10 protein-coding genes are annotated in these 12437 nt (G+C 51.2%); 9 read left to right on the forward strand and 1 reads right to left on the reverse strand.

Going from position 1 to position 12437, the window contains the following annotated elements:
• The gene (gene trhP, locus KD147_RS06875; protein WP_212547310.1) at positions 1 to 1347 is read right to left on the reverse strand and encodes a prephenate-dependent tRNA uridine(34) hydroxylase TrhP; all 1347 of its coding nucleotides are present in this window, start codon (positions 1345 to 1347) and stop codon (positions 1 to 3) included.
• 282 nt (positions 1348 to 1629) lie between these two features.
• On the opposite strand from trhP, the gene ndk reads away from it, so the two are divergent.
• From ndk to der, 9 genes are all read left to right on the forward strand, one after another.
• A complete protein-coding gene (gene ndk, locus KD147_RS06880) occupies positions 1630 to 2061 on the forward strand; it encodes a nucleoside-diphosphate kinase (RefSeq protein ID WP_105200219.1) in 432 nt (143 codons plus the stop codon).
• Positions 2062 to 2229: 168 nt separating this feature from the next.
• On the forward strand, positions 2230 to 3360 hold the full coding sequence (gene rlmN / locus KD147_RS06885) for a dual-specificity RNA methyltransferase RlmN (RefSeq protein ID WP_105253787.1): 1131 nt from the start codon (positions 2230 to 2232) through the stop codon (positions 3358 to 3360).
• Between the two features lie 92 nt (positions 3361 to 3452).
• Positions 3453 to 5552 carry a type IV pilus biogenesis/stability protein PilW gene (gene pilW, locus KD147_RS06890; RefSeq protein WP_212547311.1) on the forward strand — a complete coding sequence of 700 codons (2100 nt, stop codon included), beginning with the start codon at positions 3453 to 3455 and terminating at the stop codon, positions 5550 to 5552.
• On the forward strand, positions 5549 to 6511 hold the full coding sequence (locus KD147_RS06895; protein ID WP_212547312.1) for a RodZ domain-containing protein: 963 nt from the start codon (positions 5549 to 5551) through the stop codon (positions 6509 to 6511). The genes pilW and KD147_RS06895 overlap by 4 nt, the downstream gene beginning before the upstream one ends.
• Before the next feature lie 5 nt (positions 6512 to 6516).
• The gene (gene ispG / locus KD147_RS06900; RefSeq protein ID WP_105253790.1) at positions 6517 to 7635 is read left to right on the forward strand and encodes a flavodoxin-dependent (E)-4-hydroxy-3-methylbut-2-enyl-diphosphate synthase; all 1119 of its coding nucleotides are present in this window, start codon (positions 6517 to 6519) and stop codon (positions 7633 to 7635) included.
• A 109-nt stretch (positions 7636 to 7744) separates the two neighbouring features.
• Positions 7745 to 9019, forward strand: coding sequence for a histidine--tRNA ligase (hisS, locus tag KD147_RS06905; RefSeq protein ID WP_212547313.1), 1275 nt, complete (start codon positions 7745 to 7747; stop codon positions 9017 to 9019).
• A 21-nt stretch (positions 9020 to 9040) separates the two neighbouring features.
• Positions 9041 to 9676, forward strand: a complete 636-nt coding sequence (locus KD147_RS06910) for a YfgM family protein (protein WP_105253792.1) — start codon at positions 9041 to 9043, stop codon at positions 9674 to 9676.
• A gap of 11 nt (positions 9677 to 9687) precedes the next feature.
• Positions 9688 to 10860, forward strand: coding sequence for an outer membrane protein assembly factor BamB (bamB, locus tag KD147_RS06915; RefSeq protein ID WP_212547314.1), 1173 nt, complete (start codon positions 9688 to 9690; stop codon positions 10858 to 10860).
• Between the two features lie 88 nt (positions 10861 to 10948).
• Complete coding sequence (gene der / locus KD147_RS06920) at positions 10949 to 12427, forward strand: ribosome biogenesis GTPase Der (RefSeq protein ID WP_105253794.1); 1479 nt, start codon at positions 10949 to 10951, stop codon at positions 12425 to 12427.
• The last annotated feature ends 10 nt before the right edge of the window (positions 12428 to 12437 follow it).

Genomic DNA, 12437 nt, shown 5'->3' on the forward strand with positions numbered 1-12437 from the left:
TCAAGCGGGGAAGGGGTTGCGGGTGTCTTGGCCCGGCATTAAGTTGCGCAGCAGAATGGCTTTGTCTAACTCAACGTCTTGGGGCAGAGGAATACGAACTATATGGCCCGAGCCCTTGGCATCATCGATGCGCTCGCCCTTTTTATTCTCCATATGCTCCAAATTGAAGTTGATATTGCCCTGTGGCGTCATCAGCTCCAGCGAGTGGCCGGTACAGAATTTGTTTTTCACATCAATTTCCACCAGGCCATTGTTGGTGCGCCCTAACACCTCACCAACAAACTGCTGCGAGTCGGATACCGAATGACCATAGTCATAGTTTTGATAATCCTGATGTGCATGACGCTTTAAGAAGCCTTCGGTATAGCCACGGTGTGCCAAGTGCTCGAGCGTTTTCATCAGCGTTGGGTCGAACGGTTTGCCGGCCACCGCATCGTCGATGGCGCGACGGTACACCTGAGCAGTGCGCGCCACATAATAGAAGGACTTGGTACGGCCCTCGATTTTTAAACTGTGCACGCCCATACGCGTCAGCGCATCCACATATTGCACCGCGCGCAGGTCTTTCGAGTTCATGATGTAGGTACCGTGCTCGTCTTCAAACGCCGGCATGTATTCCCCCGGTCGGCCTTGCTCTTCGAGCATAAAGACTTCTTTGGTCGGCTCACCCAAACCCAGGGTTGGGTTAATTTTATGCACCACATCACCGGTTTCGGTTTCTTCGCCGGGTTTTACATCGTAGCTCCAGCGACAGGCATTGGTGCAGGTGCCCTGGTTCGGGTCGCGCTTGTTGATATAACCGCTGAGCAGGCAGCGTCCAGAATAGGCCATACACAGGGCGCCGTGCACAAACACTTCCAGTTCAGTATTCGGGCAAAGCTCGCGGATTTCACCAATTTCTTCCAGTGACAATTCCCGGGATAAAATAACCCGCTCTATGCCTTGCTTAGCCCAGAACAGCACGCTGGCATAGTTCACCGAATTGGCCTGCACGCTCAAATGAATGGGCATATCCGGCCATTTTTCTTTTACCAGCATGATCAGACCCGGATCGGACATGATCAGCGCATCCGGTTTCATGGCGATAACCGGCTCGATATCACGCAAATAGGTTTTTACCTTGGCATTATGCGGAGCGATGTTAGACACCACGTAAAGCTTTTTATTTTGCGCATGGGCTTCGTTGATACCCAGCTCTAAGTTGGCGAGATTAAATTCGTTGTTGCGCACCCGTAAACTGTATCTGGGTTGTCCGGCATAAACCGCATCGGCGCCATAGGCAAAGGCGTAGCGCATGTTTTTTAAGCTGCCCGCCGGGCTAAGTAATTCAGGAGTAAAGATAGACATGGTTAATTCCTTGGCTGAGTCCGAGTCAACTGAGGTAAAAAATAACGGCGGATTCTAGCGCGTGTGCCCGCTAGGGATTTTGATTTGGATCAGGGTTTGGGTGAGCTGGTGGAGCTGCATCCGGTCTATGGCCCGGGTTCCGTGAGGCCCATTAGTCAAAGCGTCACAAAAATTTGTTAGTCTTGCCTGGGTCACAATGTAGTAGGATTTTCATGCTAAAGCGCGTATAATTCGCGCCCGGTAAAGTTTAACACTTAAATTTAACGTTATTTGGAGCAACACATGGCTTTAGAGCGCACTTTCTCTATCGTTAAGCCTGATGCGGTAGCTAAAAACCACATCGGTGCAATCTACAACCGTTTCGAGTCTGCTGGTCTTAAGATCGTAGCATCTAAAATGGTTCACCTTTCACAAGAGCAAGCTGAAGGCTTCTACGCTGAGCACAAAGAGCGTCCTTTCTTTGGTGCCCTTGTTTCTTTCATGACTTCTGGCCCAGTAATGGTTCAGGTTCTTGAAGGTGAAGATGCAGTACGTAAAAACCGCGAAATCATGGGTGCTACTAACCCAGCTGAAGCGGCTGCTGGTACTCTACGTGCTGACTATGCTGACAGCATCGACGAGAACGCGGTACACGGTTCAGACGCTCCTGAGTCTGCTGCTCGCGAAATCGCTTACTTCTTCGCTGAAGAAGAAATCTGCCCACGTACTCGTTAATTTCGAGTTGTAAGCAGAACCAGGGAAGGGCCTTCAGGCCCTTTTCTTGTCTCATGCAATTCCTTAGTTTATTTGCTCTGCGCTGAGTGAACTAAGAAATTGCTATAATGGTTAAATTGTGTACAATTGCCGCCTTCGTTTTATCCGTCACCTGATAGAGGTTTATTCATGGCCACGACTGAGAAAAAAATCAATTTACTCGATTTTAATCGCCAAGGTATGCGCGACTATTTTGCATCCATTGGTGAAAAGCCGTTTCGTGCCGATCAGGTTATGAAGTGGATCTATCACTTTGGTGTCGATAACTTCGAAGAAATGAGCAACCTTAACAAGAAACTAAAGGCTCGCCTGCAAGCCGAATGTGAAATTCGTGCGCCGGAGATCTCGGTAAAGCAACCTTCTAGCGACGGTACCATCAAGTATGCACTTATCCTTGATGGTGGTCAGGAAGTTGAAACCGTGTGGATCCCGGAAAAAGACCGCGCCACCTTGTGTGTGTCTTCTCAGGTAGGCTGTGCCCTTGAATGTACCTTCTGCTCGACGGCGCAGCAGGGCTTTAACCGTAACCTTAAGGTGTCGGAAATCATCGGTCAGGTGTGGCGTGTGGCCAAAGATATCGGCCTGCATGGCGATAGCACCCGCCGTCCTATTACCAACGTGGTAATGATGGGCATGGGTGAGCCATTGCTTAACCTTAAAAATGTCGTGCCTGCGATGGAACTGATGATGGACGATTGGGCCTTTGGTCTGTCGAAGCGTCGCGTTACTTTGAGTACCTCAGGCGTGGTGCCGGCCCTTGATTTGCTTAAAGAACAAATTGATGTGGCGTTGGCTATTTCATTGCATGCACCTAATAACCCCTTGCGTGATGTGCTGGTACCTATTAACAAGAAGTACCCGATCGAAGAGTTCCTGGCTGCGTGTCGTCGTTATATTGATGGCTCAAAGGCGAATAAGGAAGTGACGGTAGAATACGTGATGCTGCAGGAAGTAAACGATAGCACGGATCATGCCCATGAGTTGGTGCAAACCCTAAAAGGCACGCCCTCTAAGGTTAACCTGATCCCATTCAACCCTTTCCCGGGTAACGAATATGGCCGTTCAAGTAACTCACGCATCGATCGTTTCTCCAAGGTACTGCAAGCCGCCGGCATCACCACCATTGTTCGACGTACGCGTGGCGATGATATTGATGCCGCCTGTGGCCAGCTGGTGGGGGACGTGGTCGATAGGACCAAGCGACTCGCCAAGCGCCAAGAGCGAGAAAAGAACGCAATCGCGGTAAATGTCTCTCAGTAACATAAAAATAAGCCCTTTTTTCAAATAATTGATGAAACAAAAGGGCTTTTCAGTAATGATAGGTGTAATAACGGAATAAACGAGGCTAAGCCATGCGCAAGCTGTTAGTGACCAGTATAAGCTTACTCGCCCTTGGTGGGTGTGTAACCGAAAGCACGTATGTGGGCAGTGACAAGCCCGTTGTTGAAAAGAAAATCAATAACGTAGAAGCCGCCCGCACCCGAATCTCCCTTGCCTTAAATTACCTTTCTCAAGGCGAGAGCACGCAAGCAAAATATAACCTAGAACGCGCTGCTAAATTCGCCCCGGAACTACCTGAGGTGCATTATTCAATTGCGTATTACTACCAGCAGGTTGGTGAGAAGCAACGGGCCAAAGACGCTTATGAAAAGGCGCTCAGTCTAGAGCCGAACGATCCTAACACCCTAAACAACTACGGGGTGTTTTTATGTGATATCGGTGAGTATGATCTAGCGGTCGATAAGTTTATGGCTGCCATTGAGATTCCCAGTTACCTGCGCGTTGCCCAAAGTTATGAAAACCTGGCGCTGTGTGCCTTGGAGTTTGATAAGTTCGATGCCGCAGAGACCTTCTTAGAAGACTCCCTGCAACACAGTTCATTACGCCCATCAAGCCTAATCAACCTGGCTGCGGTAAAGTATGCTAAAAGTGACTTTTATAATGCTCAGCAGGTGTTAAATCGTTATGAGCGCACTGGCCGGGTATCTTCCCGCTCCTTGCTGCTGGGTTATTTGATCCAGGAACGCATGGGCCATATTGAAGATGCCCGCAAGTTGGCAGAGACCATTACCGTCACTTACCCCTCGTCGTTAGAAGCGCGTATTATTCGCGAGCAACGCTATAGTGCCAGTGAATTTGAACAATTACGTGAAAAGTATCGCCGCATTAAGCTCAATGAGTTGCAAGAGAGTATGGACGGCAATGTTATTGTTGCCAAACCTAAGATTAAGGTAGTGAAGAAAAAGGCGAGCACTAAGTCAGACGCCAGTGCCGTCGTCTTGGCTACGGCCGCGCCGGCGACTGAATTTGTCGAAACCTCGGTTGTTAAGGCGGCTGCTAAGGCTGCCGATGCGGTAGAGGTTACGACAGAAGGCAAGCCTGATTCTGAACCGCAAGCCCAGCCAGAACAAAAGCAAGATTCGGCTGAGCCTTCAGTCGAGCTATCAGCTGAGCTATCAGCCGAGCCAAGCGGTGCAGACAAACCAGCAGAACAACCAGATGCGAGCGTCGAGGTGGCGACAGAGCCGACTGCTGACCCTGTAAATGAGGCAACGACCGAGCTTGTCGGTGAGCCTGCGAAGGAGTCATCAGTTGCGTCTCCAGAAGAGTTTTCAGCACAGCCTGTGGCACAGCCCTTGGCACAGCCAGCATTAGAAAATCAGCTTGTAGAGCAAGTCGATAACGTTGAAACTAAGGCCGAAAAAATAGCCGAAGCGGCCAATGAGGCAGTAACGGAACAGTCAGTTACGCCTGCAACGTCAGCTGCTGACGAGCCAAAGGATACGCCTGAAGAAAAAGCAAAGGCAGAGTCTACCGAGAGCGCGAATGTGAGCGAAGGTGAGGGTGTTAGCACGGTAGCTGAGCAAAAGAATGAATTGCAATCAGAGTTGGCCCGTGAATTTGCATCAATGCAGTTGGCCACGGATGTTGCAACAGAAGACCAGCCGGTTGTCGAGGAAATTGCCGAGGACGTTGCCGAGGACGCCTCTGAGCAGCTTGCTGCTAATGCAGAGCAGTTAGAAGAGACTACCAACCCTAATGAGTTGGATGAAGATCTGAGCCGCACAGCCGAGGTGGTGGCGTCAAACACCAAGGTGATTGAGCAAATGGCCATTGCCGAGACCGCAGGTAAAAAAGAAATCCCTTATCACGTGATGCAAAAGGGTGAAAACCTGTTTAATGTTTCGACACGCTACAATATTCGCCTAAGCACATTGCGTAAGTGGAACAACCTCGCAAGTGCCGACCACGTGCAAATTGGCCGTAAGATTTACTTACAGCGCCCGTACAATTATCATACCGTTGCTGAGGGCGATACCTTGTTTGAAATTTCCAAGAAATACAATGTCCTTATGCAAAAACTTATGGAGTGGAACCAGATTGAGGAAGACAGCAAGCTGGTTCCTGGCGATAAAATTTATATAGCAGATCCTAAGAACTATCGATTATGAGTGACACTGGTGAAGTAGCACAGCAGGCTGAAGAGGAATCAGCGTCTATTGCCATAGGCAAGAAGTTAGCCGGTGCTAGGGAACAACAGGAGTTAAGTCAGCAAGAGTTGGCTCGCAAGCTTAACCTGACGGTGCGTAAGCTTGATGACTTGGAGCATGGGCGTTTTGAACAGCTGGGAGCCGTTATCTTCGTGCGTGGCTATATCAAGGCTTACTGTAAAATAGTGGCTTTGGACCCGGCTCCCTTGTTATCCGCTTTTGAGCCTGAACCTCAGGCACAAGAGCAAGCCAGCATGCAGAGCTTTTCCCGACGCACTGAAAAAGAAGCCCATGATAATCGCCTGATGCTTTTTAGTTATGCCATCCTCGCTATTATTCTAGGCTCATCCCTGTTCTGGTGGTGGCAAGACAGCGACGAACCGGTTGTGGAAACCACACCGCTGGCTGCGGATATAGTGGCGGCGCCAGCACAAGAAACAGAGCAACCTAGTCTTGTTGAAGATAACTCCGAAGCTGTGTCAGAGCAGGAGTCTGAGCAATCTCAACAGGAAAACCCGCAACAAAGCGCCGCCGAGCCGTCAGAGACTGCCGATACACCCAGGCCAAACCAGGACGTGGTGCCAGTCGATAATGACGACACTGCCCAATCAACCTCCCCAGCTGAGGAGCCCCTGGCTAAAGCGCCGCTGGCTGAAGCACCCCTGGCCGCCGGTGAGCAAAGAGTGGTGATGCGTTTTAGCGGCGAATGCTGGGTCGAAGTGCATGATGCCAAGGGTCAGCGTTTGGCCTATGACATTAAACAAGCGGGGCAAGAGTTAGAGTTAGTGGGTTTGGCCCCCTTTGCGGTAACCCTAGGAAAGCATGATGTGGTAAGCATTAGTGTTAATGGGCAAGCCGTGGATATTTCGCAATTTCCAAAAAACCGTTTAGCTAAATTTTCATTACCGTTAACAGAGTAAGTAGTATGTTTTCAGAGTCACCAATCAAGCGCCGCAAGTCTACGCGTATTTATGTTGGCGATGTGCCGATTGGCGATGGTGCCCCCATTGCCGTGCAATCCATGACCAATACCGACACCATGGATGTAGATGCCACGGTGAAGCAAATTCAGGATATCGCCCAGGCCGGTGCCGATATCGTGCGCGTTTCGGTGCCAACCATGGCGGCCGCTGAAGCATTTAAAAGCATTAAAGAACAGGTCGACATTCCCCTGGTCACAGATATCCATTTTGACTATCGCATCGCCTTAAAAGTCGCGGAATATGGCGCCGATTGCTTGCGCATTAATCCGGGCAACATAGGCAGTGAAGACAGAATTCGTGCCGTAGTCGATGCCGCAGGCGCCCGTAATATTCCTATTCGCATCGGTGTTAATGGCGGCTCATTAGAGCGTGACCTGCAAGAAAAGTATGGCGAACCGACTCCCGAGGCCTTACTGGAGTCGGCCATGCGTCACGTGGAAATTCTCCAGCGTCTTAACTTTGACCAGTTTAAGGTGTCGGTTAAGGCCTCCGATGTATTCCTTGCGGTGGGCGCTTATCGTCTGCTGGCTAAAGAAATCGATCAACCTCTGCACCTGGGCATCACCGAGGCCGGTGGTTTCCGCTCCGGTTCGGTTAAATCCGCGGTGGGCTTGGGTATGTTGCTGGCCGAGGGCATTGGCGATACGCTACGCGTGTCGCTTGCCGCCGATCCGGTGCAAGAGATCAAGGTGGGTTTCGATATCCTAAAATCCCTGCGTATTCGTTCGCGCGGAATTAACTTTATCGCCTGTCCGAGCTGCTCACGCCAGGAGTTTGATGTGGTCAGCACCATGAATGAGCTGGAAGAGCGTTTAGAAGACGTGATCACGCCGATGACGGTGTCGGTGATCGGTTGTGTCGTGAACGGCCCGGGTGAAGCCCTGGTCAGTGATATCGGTTTGGCCGGTGCTAACCGTCGCTCAGGCTTGTATATCAATGGTGAGCGTCAAAAGACCCGTGTTGATAATGATAAAATTGTTGACCAGCTGGAGCAGCATGTACGCGACTACCTTGCCAAGCAAGAGCAACAGCAGCCAATCGACATCAAATTAGTTGATTAAGGCCGGCGCCGGTACTTGGTGGTAGCGGCGCAAAAGGCTATAATAGCGCGCTTTATCGACGCTTTTTCACGGGCTCAGAGCAGCCTATAACAGAATTTTGGGATTATCAGTGGCAAAACAAATTCAAGCAGTTCGCGGCATGAACGACATCCTTCCGGGCGACACGCAAGTTTGGCAAAAAGTGGAAGACACTTTGCGTCAATGTGTGGCTTCATTTGGTTATCAAGAAATCCGTTTCCCCATTGTTGAGTCGACCGACCTGTTTAAGCGCTCTATTGGTGAAGTCACCGATATCGTTGAAAAAGAAATGTATACCTTTGAGGATCGCAACGGCGACAGCCTGACTTTGCGCCCAGAGGGGACGGCCGTGTGTGTGCGTGCCGGCAATGAAAACGGCCTGCTGTATAACCAGGAGCAGCGCCTGTGGTATATGGGTCCTATGTTCCGCCATGAGCGTCCGCAAAAGGGTCGTTATCGTCAGTTCCACCAGTTTGGTCTGGAAGTGTTCGGTATTGCCAGTGCCGATATCGATGCCGAAGTGATCATGCTGACGGCGCAGCTATGGCAGCAGTTTGGTATTAGCGAACATGTGCGTCTTGAGCTGAACTCTTTGGGTTCAAATGAAGCGCGTGCCGCCTACCGTGATGCCCTGGTCGCCTACCTTGAGCAGCATGAAGAGAAGTTGGACGAAGACTCCAAGCGTCGTATGCACTCAAACCCGCTACGCGTGTTGGACAGCAAAAACCCGGACGTACAAGCCATATTGGTTGATGCGCCTAAGCTATCCGAGCACCTGGATGAAGAATCACGTGCCCACTTTACTAATTTGTGTGAACGTTTAGACGCCGCAGGTATCGAATACCAGGTTAACGAAAAGTTGGTTCGTGGCCTGGATTATTACAACCGTACCGTGTTTGAATGGGTCACCGAGAGCCTGGGCGCTCAGGGAACCGTATGTGCCGGTGGTCGTTATGACGGCCTGGTCGAGCAGTTAGGCGGTAAGGCCACCCCTGCGGTTGGTTTTGCCATGGGGATGGAGCGCTTGGTATTGCTCTTACAAGCCCTTGAATGTGTTGGCGACATACGCCGCAATGCCGATGTCTATGTGGCGGCCATGGGTGAGCAGGCCAGCATTCAGGCTCCTGTGATCGCCTCTAAACTGCGTGCCGACGTACCAGGCCTGCGTGTCTTGGTGCATGCCGGTGGCGGCAACTTTAAGAAACAATTAAAACGTGCTGATAAAAGCGGTGCCGAAGTGGCATTGATTTTAGGCGAAGATGAACTCAACCAAGGTGTGGTAACGGTGAAATACCTACGCGAAGAAAAACCACAGTTAACACTGACCTTGGATGAAATTACCCAGCTGTTGGCTGACATGATTTAGACCCGAGTCTAAGAGGTAATGATGGAAATTTATTCAACAGAAGAACAACAAGCAGAAGCGATTAAAGGCTTTTTTAAAGAACACGGCGTCTCAATCGCCCTTGGTATTGTTATTGGCCTCGGTGGCTTGTATGGCTGGAAAGCCTACAACCAGCACCAGATCAGCAGTGCAGAAGAAGCGTCGGATGCATTTAACCTGGTTGCGCAAAGCACCGAGGTTGAAAACGCCGATGTGATCGCGCAAAGCGAAGCCCTGATGAAGGACTATGAAGACTCAAGCTACGCCGTATTGGCCGCCTTTGTTGCCGCCAAAGAAGCGGTAGATGCCGAAAAGCTGGATGTGGCCGCCGAGAAGCTAATTTGGGCACAGCAACATGCACTGACGAAAGAGCTTAAAGCCATTGCCACCACGCGTTTAGCGCGCGTGCAATTGGCGCAGCAAAATTATGATGCAGCGCTAGCGACTTTAGGCACTGAATTACCGGCAAGCTATGAAGCCGCCGTTGCCGAATTAAAAGGTGATATTTACTTGGCTCAAGGCGACAAAGAGCAGGCTCGCATCGCTTATCAAAGCGCGGCGGACAAAGGTGGCTTAGAAAGCAACCCGCTATTGCAAGTTAAATTGGACGATTTGGCAGCACAAACGCCAGCTGCGTAAGGAGCGGGTTAATGAGAAAGGTTACTCTTGCAGGGATTGCCTTATGTATGGCGACCTTGGTGGGTTGTTCGTCTAACGACGAAGACGAGCTGGTATTACCGGAAATTAATAACCAGTTCGAAACTCAGGTATTGTGGCAAGAAACGGTAGGCGATGGCGTTGAACATTATTTTTCGCGCTTACAGCCGGCGTTTTATAAAGACCGTGTGTTTGTGGCCTCGCGCAATGGTGAGGTTGAGGCCTTATCCCTAGCCGATGGTGATACCCTGTGGCAGACCGATGTTCGTGATGACACCGGCTTCTGGCCGTGGAGCAGCGAAGAAAGTGCCAAGCTTTCCGGCGGCATTCTGCAGGCCTACGGCAAAATCTTTATCGGTTCCGAGCATGGCCAGGTGGTGGCGCTGGATCGTGAAACCGGTGAGCTGGTGTGGCGCAAGAGCGTGCCGGGCGAAGCCCTATCTCGACCTGCTGCTGGCGATGGCCTAATTTACGTCAATCTGGGTTCGGGTCAATTACTGGCACTGCACCCGGACACGGGTGAAGAGCGCTGGCGCTATGAGCAAGAAGTGCCGCCGCTAACGCTGCGTGGTTTAAGCTCGCCGACGGTTGCCAATGGTGGTGTGTTAGTCGGTGAAGAAACCGGTAAGCTGACCGTGTTGATTGCCGACAGTGGTTTCTCTGCCTGGCAGGCCGAAGTAGCGCAGCCAAAAGGCGCCTCTGAGTTTGAGCGTCTGGTCGATGTGGATACCGAGCCTAAGGTGAGTGGCGCCATGGTTTATACCCTGGCCTACAATGGTAACCTGGCGGCGGTGGATATCCGTTCCGGCAACGTCGTGTGGAAGCGTGAATATAGCAGCTATCGTGAATTTAGCATTGTTGGCGACACCATTTATGTGGTCGACAGCGACGGCGTTATCTATGCTTTGGATAAGAGTTCGGGTATCGAACGCTGGTCACAAGCGGCTTTACGCGGTTGGTATATTACCGGCCCGGCGGTATTGGGCAGCTACCTGGCGGTGGGTGACCAAGAAGGTAACTTGCATTGGATTGACCGCAATAGCGGTGAGTTGGTAGCGCGTCATGAGTTTGATGGCTCGGGCTTTTATGTTGAGCCTATCGTAGCCGATGACCGTCTGATTGTTATCACCCGCGACGGTGAAGTCAGCGCCATTAAAGCGCAGTAATTAGTTAATTAGGCTATGCCCTAAGATAGGCTTCGCCTTAAGCCATTTGGCTGCGGCGGAGCTTTTTTGTTATTTGAAGAGGTACATTATGCTTCCTGTGATCGCCTTAGTTGGGCGACCTAATGTCGGTAAATCGACATTGTTTAACCGCTTAACTCGCACCCGCGACGCACTTGTTGCGGACTTCCCGGGCCTGACTCGAGATCGTAAATATGGCCAGGCGAGTTATGATGGTTTTGACTTTATCGTTGTTGATACCGGCGGTATCGATGGCTCCGAAGAGGGTATCGAAACCGAAATGGCCGAGCAGTCTCTGCTGGCGATCGAAGAAGCGGATGTGGTGCTGTTCCTTGTTGATGCCCGTGCCGGTATGACGGTGGCCGATCAGGCCATTGCCCAGCACTTGCGTAAGCAAGAGAAAAAGGTGTTCCTGGTTGCCAATAAGACCGATGGCATCGACGCCGATTCCAACTGTGCCGAGTTTTATCAACTGGCCATGGGTGAGGTGTATCAGATCGCTGCCGCTCATGGTCGTGGCATTACCGGCCTGCTAAGCAGCGCCTTACAGCCGGTGATCGAGCAAATTGCCAAAGAGCGCCAACAACTCATCGAAGAAGACCCGTTTGCCGCCTATGATGACGAGCATGGTCCTCAGGGAGAGGGGGATGAAGAAGGTGAGCATGAAGACCTTGCCGATAAGGCCATTAAGCTGGCCATTATCGGTCGCCCTAACGTGGGTAAGTCGACGCTGACCAACCGTATTCTCGGTGAAGAGCGGGTGATAGTGTACGATATGCCGGGCACCACGCGAGACTCGATTTATATCCCCATGACCCGCAACGACCGCGAGTATGTGTTGATCGACACCGCCGGTGTTCGTAAGCGTAAAAAGGTTAGCGATGTGGTCGAGAAGTTCTCGGTGATCAAGACCTTGAAGGCCATCGAAGATGCCAACGTGGTACTTTTGGTGATCGATGCCCGTACCGGTATTTCGGATCAGGACCTGAGTCTGCTGGGCTTTGCCCTGAATGCCGGCCGCTCTCTGGTATTGGCGGTCAACAAGTGGGATGGCCTGGACAGTGATGTAAAGGACCGCATTAAGTCGGAGCTTGACCGTCGTTTAGGTTTTGTCGATTTTGCCCGTATCCACTTTATCTCTGCCTTGCATGGCACTGGGGTAGGCCATCTGTTTGAGTCGGTGGAAGAAGCCTATGACTCGGCCACCAAGCGTATCAGTACCGCCATGTTGCGTCGTATCATGGATATGGCCCAGGCCGATCACCAGCCGCCGCTGGTGCGTGGTCGTCGGGTGAAGCTGAAATATGCTCACGCCGGTGGTTACAACCCGCCACGCATAGTGATCCACGGTAATCAGGTGCATGAGCTGCCAGACAGCTATAAGCGTTACCTGATGAACTACTACCGCAAGGCCCTGGATATCATGGGCACGCCGATTAAAATCGAGTTCCGTGAAGGGGATAACCCTTATGCCGGTCGCAGCAACAAGATGACCCTGTCTCAGCGTCGTCGTATTAGAAAGATTGGCCAGGAGAGTAAGGGCAAGTAACCCAAGCTTA

The sequence above is a fragment of the Pseudoalteromonas sp. BDTF-M6 genome, assembly GCF_018334135.1.
Lineage (GTDB): Bacteria > Pseudomonadota > Gammaproteobacteria > Enterobacterales > Alteromonadaceae > Pseudoalteromonas.